Genomic DNA, 21661 nt, shown 5'->3' on the forward strand with positions numbered 1-21661 from the left:
CACCCGCACCCGTGTACGGAGGAGCTGCCCGTGACTGTCGCGCCGGACTTCCTCCCCACCCATGTCGTCCCGCCGGAGGGCCTGATGACCTGGGCGGCCCCGGATGCGACGCAGCCGATCGCGCCTCTGGACCCGCTGCTGCCCGTCCAGGTCGTCGACCGCCGCGGGGACTGGGCGCTGGCGCTGTGCTCCAACGGGTGGTCGGCGTGGGTGGACGGCCGGCTGCTGGTGTCGGTTCCGCACGGACCGCCCGCCGCCGGGCAGCCGTCCGCACGGACCGCCGATCCCCGGCCGCTGCTGGCCACCGTAGAGGCCGAGGTTGGCCGCTACCGTCGGCTCGTCGAGGAACTGGCCGCCGGGCGGCTGGACGGCGAGGAGTTCCGGGAGCGCACGCGGGGGATGCGGGTCGGCATGGTCGTGGACGGCGAGGCGATCTGGCTCTACGACGCGCGGCACGAGCGGTGGTGCTACTGCGACGGGGTGTCGCTGCGGACCTTCGCCACCTCGCAGCGGCCCTCGGCCGGGGGCGAGGGCGAACCCGCGGTCGTCCACCCCGAAGAGGCGGCCGCCGAAGCGGAGAAGACCCGTGTCGTCCCGTCGACCGGCCACCCGCCGACGCGGTTCGGTGAGCCCCGGTGAGCGGCCGGGCGCCCTCGCCCGAATCCGGACTGCGCGGCCACCGGATCGCGGAGTACCAGCTGGAGGACGAGATCGGCCGGGGCGGTATGGCGGTCGTCTACCGGGCGCGGGACCTGCGGCTCGGCCGCACCGTGGCCGTGAAGGTGCTGGCGCCGGAACTCGCCCGCAACGACAACTTCCGCAAGCGCTTCGCCCACGAGTCGCGGGTGGCGGCGGCCATCGACCATCCGCACATCGTGCCGATCTTCGAGGCCGGTGAGACGGAGGGAGTCCTCTACATCGCCATGCGGTACGTCGAGGGCAGCGACCTGCGGGCGCTGCTCGACCGGGAGGGAACACTCTCCCTGGAAACGACCTGCCGGGTGGCCCTGCAGGTGGCCTCGGCGCTGGACGCCGCGCACGCGCACGACCTCGTCCACCGGGACGTCAAGCCCGGCAACATCCTGCTGGCCGAGGGCACCGACAGCGACCGTCCGGAGCACGCCTACCTGACCGACTTCGGCCTGACGAAGAAGTCGCTGTCACTGACCGGCTTCACCAGCGTCGGGCAGTTCGTGGGCACGCTGGACTACGTGGCGCCCGAGCAGATCTCGGGCCGGCCGGTGGACGGCCGGTGCGACGTCTACAGCCTGGGCTGTGTCGTCTTCGAGATGCTGACCGGGGCGCCGCCGTTCCGGCGCGACGACGACATGGCGCTGCTCTGGGCGCACCAGTACGATTCGCCGCCCGACCTGTCCGAGCTGCGCCCCGGCCTGCCGGAGGCCGCCGACGCGGTGCTGGGCAAGGCCCTGGCGAAGGCTCCCGAGAACCGTTACGAGACCTGCCGGGGGTTCGTCACCGCACTGCGGACCGCCGGCCGGACCGCCCGCGCCGGGGCGGCGGGAAGTCCGCAGGCCGGCCATGCCGCCACTCGGGTGAACGCGGGCGCGGACGGGCCGCGGCAGCGGACGGCGGCTCCCCCGCCGCCGCCGAGCTGGGCCGCGCCGGTGTTCCCGGCCCGCCCCGGCTGAGGCTCACTTCTAGCAGCCGGGGCTCACCGCCCGCCGTGCCGTCCCCAGCTGCCACTTTGCGTCCGACTCCCCGTCAGGCTCCCGTGTCGGGCTTCCCTTCAGGCTCCGTGTCCGGGCTTCCCTTCTTGCTCCGGCTCCGCGTCCCGCACGTCGCCCGGCCGATGGCGTACGTGCCGGGCCAGCCGGCTGCCGAGAAACCCGGTGACCAACCCCCAGAGCGCCGCCACTCCCACCAGCCGGAAGAGGTGCGCTTCCAGGGAGACCTCCCCGCCCAGGCCGCCGCCGAGGTCTCCGATACCGATCAACGACAGCCCGTAGTGCGCGTGGATCCGGGTGGCCAGTCCGACGAGGAGCATGGTGAGCGCCGCGGCCACGGCCATCTCCAGGGCGTGCCGCCATGACGGAGTCCGGACCGGGGAACGTACCGCCGCGACGAAGGCGGCGGCGAGCAGCGCCACGGCGGCCACGGCCACCAGGAGCCAGGCCCGGCCGTCGTATGCCGCGATCGAGCTCATGTCGAGGGTCCGGTCCACGCCCTGGCTGCGGAGCACCTGGTCGAGCACGTGCGGCATGGGCAGCCCGATGGCCTGGTCCACGTGCCCCTCCCACATCCCTCCCATGCCGAGGCCCAGCGCGATCCAGACCAGGTTGGGCAGGCCGAGGAGCAGGACGGCGACGGTCTCGGCCGGATGGCCGTGCGTGACCAGCGAGACCACCCCGGCGACCAGGCCGATCGCCACGTAGCCGAGCAGCACCAGCAGCATCGCGAAGGCCGGCGGCCGGACGGAGTTCTGGAAGTGCAGCAGCCGGGAGGGCAGCGGTGCCTTCCGGGAGACGATGAAGGCGAGCGCGAGCACGGCCAGCACCCAGAGGAGGCCGATGCCGAGGGTGGCGGGGACGTTCGCGCGGAATCCGACGGTGGGTGTCGCGCCGAGCGCCTCGCCGATGTCCTGCTCGATGCCGTTGCCCACGGAAATGCGGAAGCTGTAGCGGGCCGCGAGGGCGAGCAGCAGGAGCAGCAGCAGCCAGAGCACGGCCGTCCGGGCGACGCGGCCGAGCATTTCCCTGGCGTCGGTCACCGCCCTGGCGCGCAGCGGCAGCAGGAAGACGGCGGCGGTCACGAGGGCACCGGCCAGCGTCACCGACAGCGGGACGACGTCGATGGCGGCGTCCGTCCGAGCGATGAACCCGGCGTCACCGGAGAGTTCGACCGAACCGCCGACCGCCATGACGACCACGGCCGCGACCACCCGGGGGAACGCACCGCCGGGAAGGTCGCCCGCGCCCGCCGCCCACAGGCCGAGCGCGGCCACGACGAGCATGACGGCCGCCCCCGCCACGGCCGTGGCGAGGGCCTCCCCCCAGGCCCGGAGGGAGGTGGGAGCGGGGCTTCGCGTCTGACGCACGCTGTCTCCTGCCGGGAACGGAGGCAATTCCGGACAACTTTCGTGAACAACTGCATTCATCACCGAATGACACGGGCACCTCACCCCGCTTGCGGGCGACAGTGAACCGGATCACACAATGGACCCTAAAGGGACGATTACTGGGCAAATTTCTCACTGCGTCGGATGATCCGCGCGCCGGAAGAGGGACTCGTGACATCTGCACCGCCTCCCGACAGTCACCCGACCGGCCCACCCTCGGGTCCGCTCTCCGCGCCGCGGCCGTCGGATCCGACGCAGGCCTTGCCTCCGTCGGATCCGACACAGGCCATGCCCCAGCAGCCCGCCCCTCCGGGGCAGGGAGACACGCCGGGCGGCCCCGGGGGTGGCGGCGGGAGCGGCGGCGGTGGCGGGGGCGGGCACGACGGGGGCGGGGCGCCCCACGGCCGCCCCGGGGACCACCGGCCCTGGTGGCGCTCCACGCCCCGGGTCGCCCTCATCGCGGTCGTCCTGGTCGCGGTCGTGGCACTGGTCGTCCTCCTCACCCGTCCGGACAAGAAATCCGACCAGGCGGGCACGTCCGAACCGACCGCTCAGCTGTTCCTCCAACCGGCAGCCGCCGAGGGCCCCGACCCCTTCACCCTATCGACCGCCAAGGACTCCTCCGCACCCGCCTCGCCGAGCCCGATGCCCAGCCCGCTGTCCAGCGGGACCGACGGCACCACAACCGCGAACGGGTCGGTGCCCGGCCTGTACGGCGGCACCTTCAACGTCTCGAGCTGCGACGTCGAGAAGCAGATCGACTTCCTGACGAGCGACCCGGCGAAGGCCCAGGCCTTCGCCGGCGTCGAAGGCGTCGCCCAGTCCCAAATCCCCTCGTATCTGCGCTCCCTGACGCCCATGCAGCTGCGCACGGACACCCGCGTCACCAATCACGGCTTCCAGGCCGGCAAGGCCACCACCTACCAGTCGGTGCTGCAGGCAGGCACGGCCGTCCTGGTCGGCGCGCACGGAGAGCCGCGGGTGCGCTGCGCCTGCGGCAACCCGCTCCAACCGCCGGTGGCAGCCACGCAGTCCGAGAAGACGGTCGGCCAGGCGTGGCCGTCCTACGACTCCTCCAACGTGGTGACCGTCCAGGACGCGGCGAAGACGGTGAACGTCTTCGTCCTCTACGACGCGCAGACGGAACAGTGGTTCAAGCGCCCGAGGGGCGACACCGGCGCCACGGACACGCTGACGAGGCGTCCGGGCAGCGTCCCGTCCACGCCTTCGTCCTCCCCGCGTCCGACCTCCCCGTCGCCGCACACCACGTCGCCGTCCCCGTCGACCTCGACCTCCACCTCGCCGTCGCCCACCACCCCGACGACCAGCCCCACCACCAACCCGCCCACCAGCTCGGCCCCGGCCCCGGAGCCCCTCACGTCCTGACGCACAGCAGGGCCGGCTCAGCGGGCCCTTTGTCGCAGAGCGGGTCCCACCACTGATCGGTAGTGTCGGAAATGATCGCCGCTCGCTTCCCACGCCCGGTTCGCGGACCGGGGCGGCCGAGCGGAGGGAGGCAGCTGCCATGACCGTGATCTCCCTGAAGTCCGCCGTGGTGCGGGAAAGAATCACGCTGCCCTATGCCGAGGCGGGCTACCCCGGTGGCACACCGGTGGTCTTCGTGCACGGGCTCGCCGACTCCTGGTGGTCCTTCGAGCCCCTCCTGCAACGTCTCCCGGCGTCCCTGCACGGTTACGCGCCGACCCAGCGCGGCCACGGCGACGCCGACCGTCCCCCCGACGGCTACACACCCGAGGACTTCGCCGCGGACCTGGTGGCCTTCCTCGACACCGTGGGCATCGGCCGCTGCATTCTCGTCGGATCCTCGACCGGCGGCGTGGCCGCACGGATCGTCGCGGGCAGCCACCCCGACCGGATCTCCGGCCTCGTCCTGATCGGCGTCCCGGCCACGCTCGCGGACAAGCCCGCGGCGGCCGAGGTGAACAAGACCGTCCAGGGCCTGTCCGACCCCGTTCCCCGCGAGTTCGTCGAGAACCTCATGTCCGGCATCGTGACCGGCCCGGTCGCCAGAGGATTCTTCGAGACCATGATCGACGAAAGTCTCAAGGTCCCCGCCCGCGTCTGGAAAGAGACCCTGAACGGAGTGCTCGAAGCCGACCTCCGCGCGACCCTCGCGGGCATCCTGGTGCCGACACTCGTCATCTGGGGCGACCAGGACAGCATCCTCCCGCGCAGCGACCAGCAGATCATCCTGGACGCCATCCACGGCGCACGCCTGCTCACCTACGAAGGCGCGGGACACGTCGTCCACTGGGAACAGCCCACACGCGTCGTAGCCGACATCGCCGTCTTCGCCACCCGAATCACCCGCCCCGGCACTCCCACCCCACCGTGATTTCCAGCCCGCCACCGGTCAGGACCGGCACAAACCACAAAGGCCGCCCGACCCGCTCCACGGCGGGTCGAACGGCCTTCGTCGGATCGACTAGACGTTGAAGCGGAACTCGACCACGTCGCCGTCCTGCATGACGTAGTCCTTGCCCTCCATGCGCGCCTTGCCCTTGGCGCGGGCCTCGGGGATGGAGCCGCAGGCGACGAGGTCGTCGAAGGAGACGATCTCGGCCTTGATGAAGCCGCGCTGGAAGTCGGTGTGGATCACACCGGCCGCCTCGGGGGCCGTGGCGCCCTTCTTGATGGTCCAGGCGCGGGTTTCCTTGGGGCCGGCGGTGAGGTACGTCTGCAGGCCGAGGGTGTCGAAGCCGACGCGGCCGAGGACGGCCATACCGGGCTCCTCCTGGCCCATGGACTGCAGGAGTTCGAGGGCTTCCTCGTCGTCGAGCTCGATCAGCTCGGCCTCGATCTTGGCGTTCAGGAAGATCGCCTCGGCGGGGGCGACGAGCGCGCGCTGCTCGTTCTTGAAGTCCTCGTCGGTCAGCTCGTCCTCGTCCACGTTGAAGACGTAGAGGAAGGGCTTGACGGTGAGCAGGTGCAGCTCGTGCAGGAGCCGGCCCTGCTCGGTGCCGGCGTGGATGCCGGCGGCGTAGAGGGTGCGGCCCTCTTCGAGGATCTTCTGGGCGTCCAGGACCGCGGCGAGGACGGCGGCCTTCTCCTTCTGGAGGCGGGCCTCCTTGGTGAGCCGCGGGACGGCCTTCTCGACGGACTGCATGTCCGCGAGGATCAGCTCGGTGTTGATCGTCTCGATGTCGTCCTTCGGCGAGACCTTGCCGTCGACGTGGACGACGTTCTCGTCCTTGAAGGCCCGGATGACCTGGCAGATCGCGTCGGACTCGCGGATGTTCGCCAGGAACTTGTTGCCCAGGCCCTCACCCTCGCTCGCGCCGCGCACGATGCCCGCGATGTCGACGAAGTCGACCGTGGCCGGGAGTAGCTTCTGCGAGCCGAAGATCTTGGCGAGCTGGGCCAGCCGGGGGTCGGGGACCCCGACGACGCCGACGTTCGGCTCGATGGTGGCGAACGGGTAGTTGGCCGCCAGCACGTCGTTCTTGGTCAGGGCGTTGAAAAGGGTCGACTTGCCGACATTCGGCAGACCGACGATTCCGATCGTGAGCGACACGTGGCGACTTCCCGTAACGAGAGGAGCGAGGAGAGTGGAGGTGGTCCAGGGACCGATCCACCAGTCTACGGGGCGAGCGCGGGCCCGACCCGTCGCCGTCGAACAGAAGGCCAAGGAGCGATCAAAGGCGTGTCCTGCCAGGGTATGACCGGGGTCGTCCGCCTACTTTGAGTGGGTGGAGCAACACAGTGCGCGCACCGGTACCAGGAACGGCACCAAAAACGACATCGGCAACGGCAGCAGAAACGACGCCCAGGGCAGGCCCCGGCTGCCCAGGCCGGCCCGCCCCACGGGCACGGTGGGGGGTTCGGTGGTCTACCGGTCGGCACGACAGGGACCGCTGGCCGGGCTGCTGCCCGGGATCGCGGCGCTCGCCAGGATCGTGCGGCTCCCGCAGGCGCAGCCGAAGCTCACCGGGCTGGGGACGGGGCTGCTGACCGTCGTGGTCACGGTGGCGGGCGGGGCGCTGGACGCGCTGCTCTTCGACGGGCCCGGGGTCTTCTTCGGGCTGGTCTTCGTCGCGGTGTGCGTCACGGCGGCGCTGTATGTGCGGCCGTACGACCTGGTGGCGGCGCCGATCGCCGCCCCCATCGCGTTCGCCACCGCCATCGCGCTGACCGGCGACGACAACGGCGGCGGCTTCGTCGGCCACCTGCTGGGCATGTTCACCGGGCTGGCGCTGCTGACCGGCTGGCTCTACACCGGCACGCTGCTGGCCGCCGGGATCGTCGGCGTCAGAGCTTTGCAGCGGTCATGGCGGCGCCCACGATCCCCGCGTTGTTCTGCAGAGCAGCAGGGACGATCTCGGCGCTGATCCCCTCGATCAGCGGCAGGAACTTCTCCGCCTTGCGGCTCACCCCGCCGCCGATCACGAACAGGTCGGGCGAGAACAGCATCTCCACATGGGCGAGGTACTTCGTCAGCCGGTGCGCCCAGTGCTCCCAGCTGAGGTCGTCCTCCTCGCGGGCCTTGACCGACGCGCGCTTCTCCGCGTCATGACCGTGCAGTTCCAGATGGCCCAGCTCGGTGTTGGGCAGCAGGTGCCCGTCGACGAAGACGGCGCTGCCGATGCCGGTGCCCAGCGTCAGCAGGATCACCGTCCCGCCGCGGCCCCGGCCGACGCCGAACGTCATCTCGGCGATACCGGCCGCGTCCGCGTCGTTCAGGACGGCCACCGGCATGCCCAGCCGCTCCGAGATCAGGGCGCGGGCGTCCTTGCCGATCCAGTTTGAGTCGACGTTGGCCGCGGTTCGGGTCACCCCGTCCACCACGACCCCGGGGAAGGTCACCCCGACCGGGCCCGACCAGCCGAAATGCTCCACGACCTGCTGGACGCCAGTGAGCACGGCCTCGGGGGTGGCCGGGTGCGGAGTGGACACCTTGCAGCGCACTTCCGCGAGATCACCGCGCTCCAGATCGACCGGAGCGCCCTTGATGCCTGTTCCGCCGATGTCCACGCCGAACACGTTCATGACCTCCACGCTAAGCGTGAACCGTTCGGCTCACCCCTCAGCAACTGCCCCGGGGGCGGTCTCCGCACGCAGGTCGCGCCGCAATTCCTTCGGCAGCGAGAACACGATGCTCTCCTCCGCCGACCGGAGGATCTCCACATCGCCGAAGCCGCGTTCGGCCAGCCAGTCCAGCACTCCCTCGACGAGGATCTCCGGGACGGAGGCGCCCGAGGTGACGCCGACCGTGGTCACGCCCTCCAGCCACGCCTCGTCGCACTCGTCGGCGAAGTCGACCAGGTACGAGGCCTTGGAGCCGGCCTGCAGGGCGACCTCGACCAGCCGTACGGAGTTCGACGAGTTCTTGGAGCCGACGACGATGACCAGCTCAGCCTCCGCGCCGATCTGTTTCACCGCGACCTGGCGGTTCTGCGTGGCGTAGCAGATGTCGTCGCTCGGGGGGCTGATCAGGTTGGGGAAGCGCTCCTTGAGGGCGTCGACGGTCTCCATCGTCTCGTCGACGGAGAGCGTGGTCTGGGAGAGCCAGACGACCTTGCTCTCGTCGCGGACCTGGACGTTCGCCACGTCGGATGGGCCGTCGACGAGCGTCATGCGCTCCGGGGCCTCACCCATGGTGCCGACGACCTCTTCGTGGCCCTCGTGGCCGATCAGCAGGATGTCGTAGTCCTCGTTCGCGAACCGGACGGCTTCCTTGTGCACCTTGGTGACCAACGGGCACGTCGCGTCGATCGAGGCCAGGCTGCGCTGCGCGGCCTCCTCGTGGACGACCGGGGCGACGCCGTGCGCCGAGAAGATCACGATGGCGTTCTCTGGCACCTCCTCCGTCTCGTCGACGAAGATCGCGCCCTTCTTCTGCAGGGTCTGCACCACGTACTTGTTGTGCACGATCTCTTTGCGAACGTAGATCGGCGCTCCGTACTGCTCCAGCGCCTTCTCGACGGTGATCACGGCGCGGTCCACGCCCGCGCAGTATCCGCGGGGGGCCGCGAGCAGGACACGTCGGGCAGTCGTAGCAGTCATGCCAGCCATGGTACGGGGCGTGCGTCCGGTCCGAGGAAGGCTGCCCGGCGGCACGCGGAGAGCGCCCACCCGGCCCCGCTCCGTTCGTGGGCGCGGCACGGTTCGCGCAAGCTGAGGGGCATGAGCGCACCGACGCCCGCTCCCCCGCCCGGCCCCCCGGCTCCGGCCCAGGCGCAGGCCGGGACCGACGGCGGCACCCTGCGGCGCAGCCTCGGCTTCCGTGACCTGGTGGTCTACGGGCTGCTGTTCATCGCCCCGATGGCGCCCGTCGGTGTCTTCGGCGCGCTGGACGCCAAGTCGCACGGGGCGGTCGCGCTGGTCTACGTGTTCGCCACGGCCGCGATGGCGTTCACCGCGTTCAGCTACGCGCAGATGGTGCGGGTCGTCCCGCAGGCCGGCTCGGTCTTCGCCTACGCGCGGGCCGGGCTCGGCGAGGGTCCCGGTTTCATCGCCGGCTGGATGGCCATGCTCGACTACCTGCTGATCCCCGCGGTGGCCTATCTCTTCTCCGGCATCGCGCTGCACGCGCTGGTGCCGTCGGTGTCCCAGTGGGTGTGGACGACGATCGCGGTCGTGGTGACGACCGGACTCAACCTGTGGGGGGTGCGGGCCGCCGCCACCGTCGGCTTCCTCGTGCTCGCCCTGGAGATCGTGGTGCTGTTGATCTTCGTGGTCTCCGCGATCGTGGTGCTCGCCACCGACGGCGCACAGCGCGGCTGGGCCTCGCCCTTCTCCGGCCAGGGCGCGTTCTCCCTGGGGGCGGTGCTGGGCGCCGTCTCCGTCGCGGTGCTGTCCTATCTGGGGTTCGACGCCATCGCCTCCTTCGCCGAGGAGGCGGCGGGCGGCTCGGCGAAGGTCGCGCGGGCGGTGTTGTTCTGCCTCGTCATGGCGGGTGTCCTGTTCATCGTGCAGACGTACCTGGCGGCGCTGCTCGCCCCGATGTCCGCGGCCGAGCTGGCGGCGAAACCGGCCGGCCAGGGATCCGCCTTCTACGACACCGTCGACGCGGCCGTCGGCGGCTGGCTGCACGACCTCGTCGCCGTCAGCAAGGCCATCGGCGCGGCCTTCGCGGCTCTCGCCGGGCAGGCCGCCGCCGGCCGGCTGCTCTTCGCGATGGCCCGCGACCGGCGCCTGCCGGGGCCGCTGTCCAAGGTCGACGCGGGCAGCGGGGTGCCCCGGCGGGCGCTGCTGCTCGCCGCGGCCGTCACCCTGGTCGCCGCGGTCTGGGCGGCGCGCCGCGACGACGGCCTGGACCGGCTCGTCTCCGTCGTCGACATCGGCGCGCTCACCGCCTTCTCACTGCTGCACCTGTCGGTCGTCGGCTGGTTCGCCGTGCGGCGCCGGGAGGGGCCGCCGGACGTGCTGCGCCACATCGTCGTTCCGCTGCTCGGCCTCGCGATCACCGTTGCCGTGATCGTCGAGGCCGCGGGCTCCGCCCAGGTCGTCGGGGCGATCTGGCTGGCCGTCGGCCTCATCGTGCTGGCCGCGCAGCTCTCCGGACGGCGGACCGCGGCCGGGCGGTAGCAGAGCAGGAGCCGCGTGGCAGCAGGGCAGGAGCCGCGCGCAGTACCGCTCGCGCCAGCAGGGGAGCAGCCGCGCGCGGTACGGCCGGAATGAAATCCCGCTGTCGGCGGCGGCCGATACGCTCGGGCCATGGCTCTGAGTACGTCGGCGGATACGCCGATCCCCGTCGGCGAAGTGTCGCGGCTGATCGGCGGGTGGGTGGACCGGCTCGGCGCCGTCTGGGTGGAAGGACAGATCACCCAGCTGTCGCGGCGCCCGGGTGCGGGCGTGGTGTTCCTGACGCTGCGCGACCCGTCGCACGACATCTCGATCTCCGTGACGTGCTTCCGGGCGGTCTTCGACCAGATCGCGGATGTGGTCGGCGAGGGCGCCCGCGTCGTGCTGTTCGCCAAGCCGGAGTGGTACGGGCCGCGCGGGCAGCTGTCGCTGCGCGCGACGGAGATCCGGCCGGTCGGCGTCGGGGAGCTGCTGGCCAGGCTGGAGCAGCTGAAGAAGTCGCTGGCGGCGGAGGGTCTGTTCGCGCTGGACCGGAAGCGGTCGCTGCCCTTCCTTCCGCAGTGCATCGGGCTGGTGACCGGCCGCGCCTCGGCCGCGGAGCGCGATGTGCTGGAGAACGCGCGGCTGCGCTGGCCCGCCGTCCGCTTCGAGGTGCGCAATGTGCCGGTGCAGGGCGCGCAGGCGGTGCCCCGGGTGGTGGAGGCGGTGCGCGAGCTGGACGCGCACCCCGAGGTCGACGTGATCATCGTGGCGCGCGGCGGCGGCAGCGTGGAGGACCTGCTGCCGTTCTCCGACGAGCAGCTGGTGCGGGCGGTGGCCGCCTGCGTCACCCCGGTCGTGTCGGCGATCGGGCACGAGCCGGACTCGCCGCTGCTGGACCTGGTGGCGGACCTGCGGGCCTCGACCCCGACGGACGCGGCGAAGCGGGTGGTCCCGGACGTGGGCGAGGAGCTGACCCGGGTCGAGCACCTGGGGCTGCGGGCGCTGCGGGTGGTGACCGGTCTGCTCGACCGCGAGCAGCGCGGCCTGGACGCGGCGCTGAGCCGACCGTCGATGGCCCGGCCGCACACGATGGTCGAGCACCGCGAGGAGCAGGTCGACGCGCTGCTGGACCGCAGCCGCCGGACGCTGCGGCATCTGCTGGACCGGGCGGACGGCGAACTGGAGCACACCCGGGCGCGGGTGGTGGCGCTCTCCCCCGCCGCGACCCTGCAGCGCGGCTACGCGGTACTGCAGCGCGCGGACGGTTCCGTGGTGCGCGGGCCGGACGAGGTGGCGGCGGAGGACGAGTTGCGGGCCCGGGTCTCCGGCGGTGCGTTCATGGTGAAGGTCACCGGCGCTGTCGTACCTCCGGCCTAGGGTGTGACCATGGCAGAACAGGACACGCTGGGATACGAGCAGGCCCGGGACGAGCTCGTCGATGTCGTACGGCGGTTGGAGGCCGGCGGCTCGACGTTGGAGGAGTCGCTGGCCCTCTGGGAGCGCGGCGAGGAGCTCGCGCGGGTGTGCCGGCGCTGGCTGGAGGGCGCGCGGGCCCGGCTGGACGCGGCGCTCGCCGAGGGTCAGGACGAGGAGTCCGTCGCCGAGTGACGTGGCAGGGCGGTCTGTTGACGGCTCGAGGCACGGTCGATCCGCAGGTGATGTGACGAGCGTCACGCCGGAGCCAGGAATCGTTGAACTTTCACACAGGTTGATGAGAGTGTTCGCGACGTGCCCGATCGGCGCAAATTGCCACGATTCCGTAAGAGGTTCCCATGTCTCTCGTACTCGACGCTTCCGCCCAGGACCTGCTCTTCCGTGAGGCCCGTACGGCCAACACCTTCACCGACGAGCCCGTGACCGACGAGCAGATCCAGGCGATCTACGACCTCGTCAAGTACGCGCCGACCGCGTTCAACCAGCAGCCGCTGCGTATCGTCCTGGTGCGTTCCGCGGAGGGCCGCGAGCGCCTCGTGAAGCACATGGCCGAGGGCAACCAGGCGAAGACCTCCAGCGCCCCGCTGGTCGCGATCCTCGCCGCGGACAACGAGTTCCACGAGGAGCTGCCGACCCAGTTCCCGCACTTCCCGCAGGCGAAGGACCTCTTCTTCTCCGAGCGTTCCGTGCGCGAGCAGGCCGCCACCCTGAACGGCTCGCTGCAGGCCGGCTACTTCATCCTGGGCATCCGCGCCGCCGGCCTGGCCGCCGGCCCGATGACCGGCTTCGACGCCGCGGGCATCGACAAGGAGTTCTTCTCCGACGGTGAGCACTCGGTCCTCGCCGTGGTGAACATCGGCAAGCCGGGCACCGACTCCTGGTTCCCGACCCGCAGCCCCCGTCTGGCCTACGACGAGGTCGTCACGACCGTCTGATCTCCCCGCACACTCCCGAACGCCGGGCGCCCGTCAGGGGCCGCCCGGCGTTCGCGCGTCCGGAACCGGACATCACAGGGCCGGGCAACGGGGGAAGCGGTTGGCAGGAAGCGGCAGCAGGAAGCAGCAAGGAACCGGACAGCGGGAAGCCGTCAGGACGTCTTGAGCGCGGCTGCCAGTTCGGCGAGCTGGTCGTCGGGGGCGGTGCCGGTGATCATCGTGGTGACACCCTTCTCCACCCGCACCAGCGCGTTGTACTTCGGGCCCTTGTACCGGTCCCACGTGACGCCGGCGACGGTGACCGTACGGTTCCCGTCCCGCACGGCGCGCTTGCTCTTGTCCGCGATGAACTTCCCCGACGGGCCGTTGCCCTGCTCCACGGACGCGTACTCGTTCTGCGGGTCGACGAAGCCGAGGTGCCACTCGACGGCCGCGGCGTTCTTGGCGTCGTAGGTGACCGTGGTCGCGCGCCAGTCCTTGCCGAGCCCCTCGGGCGCGGCCACCGGGAAGGGCGCGTCGCGCCTCGCCTGGCTCAGCTCGGTCTGGAAGCCGATGGGCACGACCGGGTCGGCGTTGGAGTCGTGCGGGATGAACACGTAGATGACCGCGACGACGACGCCGAGCACCAACATCGACAGCACCAGGTCCCGCACCGTCTGCTTGCCACGCATGTTTGCCACGCCCCTATGGTCCCTCATGCCGGAAGGCGCCCAGGCCCGGGGGTCGGCCGCCCAGGCCAAGGGGCGGCCGTCCCGGCCCGGCGACGCGCCGCTCATGTGACGTGCGCCCTGCTCATATTCGCGATGACCCGATAAGGTCACAGCACCCTCTTTTCCGGCCGTCCTCGTACAGAAAGGTGCGCTGTGATGACCGAACAGCATTTGCCGCCCCAGCTCGAAGTGAGTCCCGAGGCCCCTGATCGCAACCTCGCCCTGGAACTCGTCCGGGTGACCGAGGCCGCCGCCATGGCCGCCGGTCGCTGGGTCGGCCGTGGTGACAAGAACGGCGCGGACGGCGCCGCGGTGAAGGCGATGCGCACGCTCGTCTCCACCGTCTCGATGAACGGCGTCGTCGTCATCGGTGAGGGCGAGAAGGACGACGCCCCCATGCTCTACAACGGCGAGCGGATCGGCGACGGCACCGGTGCGGAGTGCGACGTCGCCGTGGACCCGGTCGACGGGACCACGCTCACCGCCAAGGGCATGTCCAACGCGGTGGCCGTGCTCGCCGTCGCCGACCGCGGCACGATGTACGACCCGTCGGCCGTGTTCTACATGGACAAGCTGGTCACCGGCCCCGAGGCCGCCGACTACGTCGACATCATGGCGCCCGCGTCGGTGAACATCCGCCGGGTCGCCAAGGCCAAGCACAGCGCGCCCGAGGACGTCACCGTCATGATCCTCGACCGGCCGCGCCACGACGGGCTGGTCAAGGAGATCCGGGAGACCGGCGCACGGATCAAGTTCATCGCGGACGGCGATGTCGCGGGCGCCATCATGGCCGTACGCGACGGCACCGGCGTGGACATGCTGATGGGCATCGGCGGCACGCCGGAAGGCATCATCGCCGCCTGTGCCATCAAGTGCCTCGGCGGCACGATCCAGGGCCGGCTGTGGCCGAAGGACGAGGCCGAGCGGCAGCGGGCGATCGACGCGGGCCACGACCTGGACCGCGTGCTGCACACCAACGACCTGGTCAGCGGGGAGAACGTGTTCTTCGTCGCGACCGGCATCACGGACGGCGAGCTGCTCCAGGGCGTCCGCTACCGCGCCGAGACCGCCACCACCGAATCGCTGGTGGTGCGCTCCAAGTCCGGCACGATCCGGCAGATCTCCTCCACGCACCGGCTGTCGAAGCTGCGCGCGTACAGCGCGATCGACTTCGACCGCGCGCGCTGAGACCTGGCGCACCTGCTCAGCACCTGCTCAGCACCTGCTGAGCACCCACTGAATCGCCGCTGAGCGCCCCGGGCAGGCGCGAGGGCGGCGGACGCACGAACGGGCCGGGCCCGCCGACTGACGCGGCGGACCCGGCCCGTTCGCATGCTCAGCCGGCGGCGGCGATCCGGTCCGTCCGCGGCAGCTCCGCCTCGCGGCGGCGCCTGCGGGCGAGAACCACCCGGCGTTCGGCAGCGGTCAGGCCACCCCACACGCCGTACGGTTCGGGCTGACGCAGTGCGTGTTCCCGGCATTCCAGCATCACCGGGCAGCGGGCGCACACCCGCTTGGCGTTCTCCTCACGGGACAGCCGCGCCGCTGTCGGCTCTTTGGACGGGGCGAAGAACAATCCCGCCTCATCACTGCGGCACGCCGCCTCCGAGTGCCATGGGCCTGCCAGATCCCGTGGGTGACTCGGCGGGAGGGCAGTGTCCTTGACGGGCTCGATCGGTTGAAGCACGGGATACTCCTGACGACGGCTCGGCGTTTGTCACCCTTGCCCGTCACCGCGGGTGTGCTCCACGCGTGTTATTCCAGGGGTCACAACGGGGAGGAAACCAGGCGAGTGACGTGGTCGAAGCCCTACCCGCTGTGCGCGTGTTCATGCGGACCGTGTTCGCCGCCAGGCCCTCTCAGTCGAACATTCGTCCGACAAAGGCGCGCATGGGCGATCGTCCGATCCGGACCACCGAACAACACCCCTGATGAACACTGGCCAGTGGCCAAAACCAGCCAGCTCGCGCGGGGCGTAAACCCGCACCATGCATGGCGTAAACGCGCGGCATGCTGCGGGAGTGGGACGACCCGATCCTTACCCGTCGAGGCGCTTGTTGATCCATTCCTTGAGCCGTTTGCCGCGCTTCGCCTTCGCCTCGACGCCGCCGAAGATGGCAGTGCCGGTGACGATGACGACCGGGGCGTTCGGATCCGGGGCCTCATAGGCCTTGACCTCGAAACCACCGAAGATGCCGGTTCCACTGCCACGCAGAGTGACGTTCTCCGGGACGCGTACCTCGACGCCGCCGAAGATGGCGGTGGCATTGATCACGATCTGCTGGTGCTGGAAGACGGCCTCGGTGAGGTCGATCTCCACGCCGCCGAAACAGGCGAAGGCATTGGTGCGCCGGCCGACGAGCCAGCGCCCCTTGCGGGCGGCGCCGCCGAAGACGGCCACGAGGTTCTCGGCCACGACGGGCGAGGACGGATCGGCGAGCGGCGCGAGCGGCCGCGGGCCGCCCTCCCGGGTCGCCGGCAGGTCCCGCACCAGCGGTTCCAGCTCGCCCAGGGTCTTGGCGGCGTAGACGTGGTCAAGGCGTTCCGAGTGCTCCTCCGCGCTCAACCGGCCCTCGGCCAGCGCGTCGCGGAGAATGTCGGAAATGCGGTCACGGTCGGCATCGGACGCGCGCAGCTCCGCTTCGGTGGTCGGCTTGTGCGTCGACACCGGCTGCTGCGACTTCTTCTGGAGCTGCGATTCATCCACCCGCCCACCGTACACAAACGCGATAGATCGCGACTAGTGCGAGTGAGCCGCACCTCACACCAATCGGACCGCTGCCGAGTTCTACGCTATGAGGGCACCTCCCAGCGGTAGCTGTGGGGGCACCTCCCAGCGGTAGCTGGGGGACGTCGACGCAGCCGAATGACGCAGCCGAGTGAGGAAGCCCCCCAAATGCCCGAGTTCTCCTATACGGATCTCCTCCCGCTCGGCGAGGACACGACGCCGTACCGGCTGATCACCTCCGAGGGTGTGAGCACCTTCGAGGCGGACGGGCGCACCTTCCTCAAGGTCGAGCCGGAGGCGCTGCGCACGCTCGCCGCCGAGGCGATGCACGACATCTCGCACTACCTGCGGCCGGCCCACCTCATCCAGCTGCGGCGGATCCTCGACGACCCCGAGGCGTCGCCGAACGACCGCTTCGTCGCGCTGGACCTGCTGAAGAACGCGAACATCGCGGCGGCCGGCGTGCTGCCGATGTGCCAGGACACCGGCACGGCGATCGTGATGGGCAAGCGCGGCCAGAACGTGCTGACCTCCGGCGGTGACGAGGCGGCGCTGTCGCACGGCATCTACGACGCGTACACCAAGCTCAACCTGCGGTACTCGCAGATGGCCCCGCTGACCATGTGGGACGAGAAGAACACCGGCTCGAACCTGCCGGCGCAGATCGAGCTGTACGCGACCGACGGCGGCGCGTACAAGTTCCTGTTCATGGCGAAGGGCGGCGGCAGCGCCAACAAGTCGTTCCTCTACCAGGAGACGAAGGCGGTCCTCAACGAGGCCTCCATGATGAAGTTCCTGGAGGAGAAGATCCGCTCGCTGGGTACCGCGGCCTGCCCGCCGTACCACCTGGCGATCGTGGTCGGCGGCACCAGCGCCGAGTTCGCGCTGAAGACCGCCAAGTACGCCTCCGCGCACTACCTGGACGAGCTGCCCGGCGAGGGCTCCCCCGACGGGCACGGCTTCCGGGACAAGGGCCTGGAGGAGAAGGTCTTCGAGCTGACGCAGAAGATCGGCATCGGCGCGCAGTTCGGCGGCAAGTACTTCTGCCACGACGTGCGTGTGGTGCGGCTGCCCCGGCACGGCGCGTCGCTGCCCGTCGCCATCGCGGTGTCCTGCTCGGCCGACCGGCAGGCCGTCGCGAAGATCACCGCCGAGGGCGTCTTCCTGGAGCAGCTGGAGACCGACCCGGCGCGCTTCCTGCCGGAGACCACGGACGAGCACCTGGACGACGACGTGGTCCGCGTCGACCTCAACCGACCGATGGCGGACATCCGCGCCGAGCTGTCCAAGTACCCGGTCAAGACCCGGCTGTCGCTGTCCGGCACGCTCGTCGTGGCCCGCGACATCGCGCACGCCAAGATCAAGGAGCGGCTGGACGCGGGCGAGTCCATGCCGCAGTACCTGCACGACCACCCCGTCTACTACGCGGGCCCGGCCAAGACCCCCGAGGGCTTCGCCTCCGGTTCGTTCGGCCCCACCACCGCAGGTCGGATGGACGCGTACGTCGAGCAGTTCCAGGCGGCCGGCGGATCGTTCGTCATGCTCGCCAAGGGCAACCGCTCGAAGCAGGTGACCGACGCGTGCAAGGCGCACGGCGGTTTCTACCTCGGCTCGATCGGCGGCCCGGCCGCGCGGCTCGCCCAGGACTGCATCAAGAAGGTCGACGTCCTGGAGTACGCGGAGCTGGGCATGGAAGCGGTCTGGAAGATCGAGGTGGAGGACTTCCCCGCGTTCATCGTCGTCGACGACAAGGGCAACGACTTCTTCAGTTCGCTGGAGCCCTCGCAGACCTTCATCACGAGCATCCCGATGCGTTCGCCCAAGTAGCCCCGAACCGGCACGAGCCCGCAGTCACAGAGCCCCCGGCGGTTGCCGGGGGCTCTGTGAGCTTGTGCCGCTGATGGGCTAAATGTTCTGCGAAGTTACCCCTTCTGCAGACCCAGCCTGTTCATCGGGGCCACTATTCCTCCGCCGCCGAGCTGGAATCTTGTAATCCACCGTGGCGATCTCCGCCCAGTCCTTTCCGTCCCGCGCGCGAAGACCAGTCACTGCGGCAATCTTCGGCTTTACCGACCCGTCGGGCCCGGTGCTCTCCATCGGCCGCCGCGGCTGACGCCCCACACCTGACAGCACGTACGGGCCCCGCCGCTCCTTCGGCGGGGCCCGTTCGTGTTTTCGTTGCGAGCCGTTACGCGAAGCGCTGGCTCGCGGAGCCGTCGCAGGCCGCCAGTTTCAGCGGCGAACTCGCGGCGCTCTGGGTCACGCACAGACCGGTGGCCGCCACGGGGCGGATCGTGCCCGACGTCATGGTGAACCGCTGGTTGGTGCCGCCGTGGCAGTCCCACAGGATGAGGCCGGTTCCGGCACTGTAGTTCGAGGCCGGCACGTCCATGCACCGGTCCTGGCTGAGCGCGATGTGCAGCGACTGGTACTGGGTGTCGTAGGCGAAGGACTGGTTGCGGCCGCCGTGGCAACTCCAGCCGAGCAGCGCGGTGTTGTTCCGCGACGAGCCGCCGTTGGCGTCCATGCACTGGCCGGTGGCCGCGTTGGTGACCGGCTTGAACGCGTCGTCCCAGGCGCCCTGGTGGAGCACCGGGGTTCCGGTGCCGGCCGGGTCGGCGCAACCGGCTTCCTGGTAGCCGGAGTTGTAGAGCTGGGTCAGGCACGACGCGAAGGCGGCGTGGCCGCGGGCGTTGGGGTGGAAGGACTGGCGTACGGAGTTGGCGTCGGGCGGGAACGGGTTGGTGATGTTCACGACCAGGCCGCGTGCCCAGGTGTTGTCCGTGCACGCCTCATGCCCGTGGAAGAGCCGGGAGTTGTCGAGGTACGTCGCCCCGGTGGCCTCGGCGGCCTGCCGCATGCCGAGCTCGAAGGCGGGCACCGCGGAGTTGCGGCCCCAGGCGAGGTCCGCGTCGTAGCCGGTGCAGCCGCCCGGGATCTTGCCGGGGAAGCTGGGGTTGTCGTAGATGTCGGGGCTCATCGGGCTGGGGTAGCCCATCACGACGAGCTTGTAGTCGGCGTCCGCGTAGCCGGCGTCGCGCATGACCGTCCGCAGGTCCTGCACGGTCCCCTCGACCTTGGGCACCAGTCCGTCGACGCGGGCCTGCCAGCCGGGCGCGTACTTGGAGTCGCAGCTGCCCTGGAGCAGGAACCAGCGCTCCACGCAGTCGGTGATGACGGGTCCGAACTGCAGGTCGTCATTGGCCCCCGCGACCAGCACCACCATCTTGATCTTCGTGTTGCGGGCCTTGATGGCGAGGTTGTCGCTCTGCACCAACTCGTCCGCGTACTGCTTGCTGCCGCCGATCCTGATGTTGCCGGTGTAGGCGCCGGAGCAGGCGACGTTGTACGTCTCGTCGGCCGGGATGCCGGTGCGGTGGATCGCGGCGTCCGGGGAGCGGTGGCACCAGTTCGTCGGGCCGTCCGTGCCCGCCTCGTAGGTGCCGACACCCTCGCCGGATATCTCGCTGTCCCCCAGCGAGATCAGCCCGGTCTTGCGGTCGGCCATCGGCCGGATGGCCGAATCCCCGTACAGGGCGGTGGCTTCGGCCGCGCGGATCTGCTCCAGGTCGGCGGAGAGCGGCTTGACGGTGCTGTTCTGCGGGGCCGCGGAGGCCGTGGTGGTCAGACCGGCACCGCCCGCGAGGACGGTCGCCAGGACGGCCAGAACCGTCCCGGCGGCACGACAACGTCTCTTTTTCGACATGCGCATACGTCGCTCCTTCCACAGGAATGAAATGGGCTACGGCACTGTCCTACTGATGGGTGTTACTTGGAAGTAGTACGACAATGGGAATGTTGTCGAGGAGTTGCCGAGGAAAGGAATCCAGCCATGTCCGAGGAACAGCCCAAGGACCGGCCCTTCCGGATCGAGCACGATTCGATGGGTGAGGTACGGGTGCCCGCGGACGCGAAATGGCGGGCCCAGACGCAGCGGGCGGTGGCGAACTTCCCGATCTCCGGTCAGCGGATCGAGCGCGCGCACATCGAGGCACTGGCCCGGATCAAGGCGGCCGCCGCCAAGGTGAACGCCGGGCTCGGCGTCCTGGACAAGGACATCGCCGAGGCCGTCCAGGAAGCCGCGGCCGAGGTCGCGGACGGCCGTTGGGACGACCAGTTCCCCATCGACGTCTTCCAGACCGGCTCCGGCACGTCCTCCAACATGAACGCCAACGAGGTCATCGCGACGCTGGCCACCGAGCGGCTTGGCCGCGACGTGCACCCGAACGACCACGTCAACGCGTCCCAGTCGTCCAACGACGTCTTCCCTTCGTCCATCCACATCGCGGCCACCGCCGCCGTCACCCACGACCTCATCCCCGCACTGGACCACCTCGCGGCGGCGCTGGAGCGCAAGGCGGCCGAGTTCGCGGCCGTCGTGAAGTCCGGCCGTACGCATCTGATGGACGCCACGCCCGTCACGCTGGGCCAGGAGTTCAGCGGCTACGCCGCCCAGGTCCGCTACGGCGTCGAGCGGCTGCGCGGCGCGCTGCCCCGGCTGGCGGAACTGCCGCTCGGCGGCACCGCGGTGGGCACCGGCATCAACACCCCGCCCGGCTTCTCGGCCGCCGTGATCGCCGAGGTGGCGCGGACCACCGGGCTGCAGCTGACCGAGGCCCGCGACCACTTCGAGGCGCAGGGCGCCCGGGACGGCATCGTCGAGACGTCGGGGCAGCTCAAGACGGTCGCGGTCGGCCTGACGAAGATCTCCAACGATCTGCGCTGGATGGCGTCGGGACCGCGCACCGGACTGGCCGAGATCAACCTCCCGGACCTCCAGCCCGGCTCGTCGATCATGCCGGGCAAGGTCAACCCGGTGATCCCGGAGGCCGTGCTGATGGTCGCGGCCCAGGTGGCCGGGAACGACCTGACGATCACGATGGCCGGCGCCGCCGGGAACTTCGAGCTCAACGTGATGCTCCCGGTCATCGCCAGGAACGTGCTGGAGTCCGTCCGGCTGCTCGCCAACGTCTCCCGGCTGCTCGCCGACCGCACGGTCGACGGCATCACCGCCAACGTCGAGCGGGCCCGCGAGTACGCGGAGTCCTCCCCCTCGGTGGTCACCCCGCTGAACAAGTACATCGGCTACGAGGAGGCCGCCAAGGTCGCCAAGAAGGCGGTCGCGGAGCGTAAGCGCATCCGGGACGTGGTCATTGAAATGGGCTACGTCGACAACGGAAAACTGACCGAGGAGCAGCTGGACGCGGCGCTGGATGTGCTGCGCATGACCCATCCTTAAGGGCTGATCCGT

Annotated in this window: 20 protein-coding genes; 12 read left to right on the forward strand and 8 right to left on the reverse strand. The window is 70.4% G+C overall.

What is annotated here, in order from left to right; translation table 11 throughout:
- The first annotated feature begins 30 nt into the window (after positions 1 to 30).
- Positions 31 to 639 (forward strand): hypothetical protein, encoded by a 609-nt coding sequence (locus tag AC07DC_RS33020; protein ID WP_478918161.1) that lies wholly within the window; start codon positions 31 to 33, stop codon positions 637 to 639.
- Entirely contained in the window at positions 636 to 1649 is a 1014-nt protein-coding gene (locus AC07DC_RS33025; RefSeq protein ID WP_478918162.1) for a serine/threonine-protein kinase, read from the forward strand. The genes AC07DC_RS33020 and AC07DC_RS33025 overlap by 4 nt, the downstream gene beginning before the upstream one ends.
- 98 nt (positions 1650 to 1747) lie before the next feature.
- Here AC07DC_RS33025 and AC07DC_RS33030 read toward each other — a convergent pair whose 3' ends face one another.
- Positions 1748 to 3055: a streptophobe family protein gene (locus AC07DC_RS33030; protein WP_478918163.1), complete on the reverse strand. Its 1308-nt coding sequence runs from the start codon at positions 3053 to 3055 to the stop codon at positions 1748 to 1750.
- A 309-nt stretch (positions 3056 to 3364) separates the two neighbouring features.
- Between AC07DC_RS33030 and AC07DC_RS33035 the strand changes: the two genes are divergently transcribed.
- Entirely contained in the window at positions 3365 to 4462 is a 1098-nt protein-coding gene (locus AC07DC_RS33035) for a DUF6777 domain-containing protein (RefSeq protein WP_478918164.1), read from the forward strand.
- A gap of 139 nt (positions 4463 to 4601) precedes the next feature.
- A complete protein-coding gene (locus tag AC07DC_RS33040; protein WP_478918165.1) occupies positions 4602 to 5432 on the forward strand; it encodes an alpha/beta fold hydrolase in 831 nt (276 codons plus the stop codon).
- 90 nt (positions 5433 to 5522) lie between these two features.
- Here AC07DC_RS33040 and ychF read toward each other — a convergent pair whose 3' ends face one another.
- Complete coding sequence (ychF, locus tag AC07DC_RS33045; protein WP_138358617.1) at positions 5523 to 6611, reverse strand: redox-regulated ATPase YchF; 1089 nt, start codon at positions 6609 to 6611, stop codon at positions 5523 to 5525.
- Between the two features lie 175 nt (positions 6612 to 6786).
- Here ychF and AC07DC_RS33050 point away from each other — a divergent pair, with 175 nt between their 5' ends.
- Positions 6787 to 7425, forward strand: a complete 639-nt coding sequence (locus tag AC07DC_RS33050; RefSeq protein WP_478918166.1) for a DUF6542 domain-containing protein — start codon at positions 6787 to 6789, stop codon at positions 7423 to 7425.
- Here the strand turns inward: AC07DC_RS33050 and ppgK are convergent.
- Both ppgK and AC07DC_RS33060 read right to left on the reverse strand, forming a co-directional pair.
- Positions 7346 to 8083 (reverse strand): polyphosphate--glucose phosphotransferase, encoded by a 738-nt coding sequence (gene ppgK / locus AC07DC_RS33055; RefSeq protein WP_478918167.1) that lies wholly within the window; start codon positions 8081 to 8083, stop codon positions 7346 to 7348. The genes AC07DC_RS33050 and ppgK overlap by 80 nt on opposite strands.
- 30 nt (positions 8084 to 8113) lie before the next feature.
- Positions 8114 to 9109 carry a 4-hydroxy-3-methylbut-2-enyl diphosphate reductase gene (locus AC07DC_RS33060; RefSeq protein WP_478918168.1) on the reverse strand — a complete coding sequence of 332 codons (996 nt, stop codon included), beginning with the start codon at positions 9107 to 9109 and terminating at the stop codon, positions 8114 to 8116.
- A 111-nt stretch (positions 9110 to 9220) separates the two neighbouring features.
- Here AC07DC_RS33060 and AC07DC_RS33065 point away from each other — a divergent pair, with 111 nt between their 5' ends.
- The 4 genes from AC07DC_RS33065 (at position 9221) to AC07DC_RS33080 (ending at position 12972) form a co-directional block, all read left to right on the forward strand.
- Positions 9221 to 10624, forward strand: coding sequence for an APC family permease (locus tag AC07DC_RS33065; protein WP_478918169.1), 1404 nt, complete (start codon positions 9221 to 9223; stop codon positions 10622 to 10624).
- Positions 10625 to 10753: 129 nt separating this feature from the next.
- Positions 10754 to 11980: an exodeoxyribonuclease VII large subunit gene (xseA, locus tag AC07DC_RS33070; RefSeq protein WP_478918170.1), complete on the forward strand. Its 1227-nt coding sequence runs from the start codon at positions 10754 to 10756 to the stop codon at positions 11978 to 11980.
- Positions 11981 to 11989: 9 nt separating this feature from the next.
- Positions 11990 to 12211: an exodeoxyribonuclease VII small subunit gene (locus tag AC07DC_RS33075; protein WP_478918171.1), complete on the forward strand. Its 222-nt coding sequence runs from the start codon at positions 11990 to 11992 to the stop codon at positions 12209 to 12211.
- A gap of 164 nt (positions 12212 to 12375) precedes the next feature.
- Entirely contained in the window at positions 12376 to 12972 is a 597-nt protein-coding gene (locus tag AC07DC_RS33080) for a malonic semialdehyde reductase (RefSeq protein ID WP_478918172.1), read from the forward strand.
- A gap of 152 nt (positions 12973 to 13124) precedes the next feature.
- Here AC07DC_RS33080 and AC07DC_RS33085 read toward each other — a convergent pair whose 3' ends face one another.
- Positions 13125 to 13643, reverse strand: a complete 519-nt coding sequence (locus AC07DC_RS33085; protein WP_478918208.1) for a DUF4245 domain-containing protein — start codon at positions 13641 to 13643, stop codon at positions 13125 to 13127.
- A 195-nt stretch (positions 13644 to 13838) separates the two neighbouring features.
- Between AC07DC_RS33085 and glpX the strand changes: the two genes are divergently transcribed.
- Positions 13839 to 14870 (forward strand): class II fructose-bisphosphatase, encoded by a 1032-nt coding sequence (gene glpX / locus AC07DC_RS33090; RefSeq protein WP_478918173.1) that lies wholly within the window; start codon positions 13839 to 13841, stop codon positions 14868 to 14870.
- Between the two features lie 148 nt (positions 14871 to 15018).
- On the opposite strand, the gene AC07DC_RS33095 is transcribed toward glpX, so the two are convergent.
- Both AC07DC_RS33095 and AC07DC_RS33100 read right to left on the reverse strand, forming a co-directional pair.
- On the reverse strand, positions 15019 to 15369 hold the full coding sequence (locus AC07DC_RS33095) for a WhiB family transcriptional regulator (protein ID WP_138358599.1): 351 nt from the start codon (positions 15367 to 15369) through the stop codon (positions 15019 to 15021).
- 351 nt (positions 15370 to 15720) lie between these two features.
- Positions 15721 to 16389 carry a DUF1707 SHOCT-like domain-containing protein gene (locus AC07DC_RS33100; RefSeq protein ID WP_478918174.1) on the reverse strand — a complete coding sequence of 223 codons (669 nt, stop codon included), beginning with the start codon at positions 16387 to 16389 and terminating at the stop codon, positions 15721 to 15723.
- 189 nt (positions 16390 to 16578) lie between these two features.
- Between AC07DC_RS33100 and AC07DC_RS33105 the strand changes: the two genes are divergently transcribed.
- On the forward strand, positions 16579 to 18237 hold the full coding sequence (locus tag AC07DC_RS33105; protein ID WP_478918175.1) for a fumarate hydratase: 1659 nt from the start codon (positions 16579 to 16581) through the stop codon (positions 18235 to 18237).
- A 361-nt stretch (positions 18238 to 18598) separates the two neighbouring features.
- On the opposite strand, the gene AC07DC_RS33110 is transcribed toward AC07DC_RS33105, so the two are convergent.
- Positions 18599 to 20122, reverse strand: a complete 1524-nt coding sequence (locus AC07DC_RS33110; RefSeq protein WP_478918176.1) for a ricin-type beta-trefoil lectin domain protein — start codon at positions 20120 to 20122, stop codon at positions 18599 to 18601.
- Between the two features lie 120 nt (positions 20123 to 20242).
- On the opposite strand from AC07DC_RS33110, the gene AC07DC_RS33115 reads away from it, so the two are divergent.
- A complete protein-coding gene (locus tag AC07DC_RS33115; protein ID WP_478918177.1) occupies positions 20243 to 21649 on the forward strand; it encodes a class II fumarate hydratase in 1407 nt (468 codons plus the stop codon).
- The last annotated feature ends 12 nt before the right edge of the window (positions 21650 to 21661 follow it).

This window comes from Streptomyces sp. NPDC045021 (assembly GCF_056432645.1).

Excerpts from the sequence above, each read along its gene's own strand:
- AC07DC_RS33035 (WP_478918164.1), top strand. The coding sequence starts at position 3,365 with ATGCCCCAGCAGCCCGCCCCTCCGGGGCAGGGAGACACGCCGGGCGGC.
- AC07DC_RS33040 (WP_478918165.1), top strand. The coding sequence starts at position 4,602 with ATGACCGTGATCTCCCTGAAGTCCGCCGTGGTGCGGGAAAGAATCACG.
- ppgK (WP_478918167.1), bottom strand. The coding sequence starts at position 8,083 with ATGAACGTGTTCGGCGTGGACATCGGCGGAACAGGCATCAAGGGCGCT.
- AC07DC_RS33060 (WP_478918168.1), bottom strand. The coding sequence starts at position 9,109 with ATGGCTGGCATGACTGCTACGACTGCCCGACGTGTCCTGCTCGCGGCC.
- AC07DC_RS33065 (WP_478918169.1), top strand. The coding sequence starts at position 9,221 with ATGAGCGCACCGACGCCCGCTCCCCCGCCCGGCCCCCCGGCTCCGGCC.
- xseA (WP_478918170.1), top strand. The coding sequence starts at position 10,754 with ATGGCTCTGAGTACGTCGGCGGATACGCCGATCCCCGTCGGCGAAGTG.
- AC07DC_RS33075 (WP_478918171.1), top strand. The coding sequence starts at position 11,990 with ATGGCAGAACAGGACACGCTGGGATACGAGCAGGCCCGGGACGAGCTC.
- AC07DC_RS33080 (WP_478918172.1), top strand. The coding sequence starts at position 12,376 with ATGTCTCTCGTACTCGACGCTTCCGCCCAGGACCTGCTCTTCCGTGAG.
- AC07DC_RS33085 (WP_478918208.1), bottom strand. The coding sequence starts at position 13,643 with ATGCGTGGCAAGCAGACGGTGCGGGACCTGGTGCTGTCGATGTTGGTG.
- glpX (WP_478918173.1), top strand. The coding sequence starts at position 13,839 with ATGACCGAACAGCATTTGCCGCCCCAGCTCGAAGTGAGTCCCGAGGCC.
- AC07DC_RS33105 (WP_478918175.1), top strand. The coding sequence starts at position 16,579 with ATGCCCGAGTTCTCCTATACGGATCTCCTCCCGCTCGGCGAGGACACG.
- AC07DC_RS33110 (WP_478918176.1), bottom strand. The coding sequence starts at position 20,122 with ATGCGCATGTCGAAAAAGAGACGTTGTCGTGCCGCCGGGACGGTTCTG.
- AC07DC_RS33115 (WP_478918177.1), top strand. The coding sequence starts at position 20,243 with ATGTCCGAGGAACAGCCCAAGGACCGGCCCTTCCGGATCGAGCACGAT.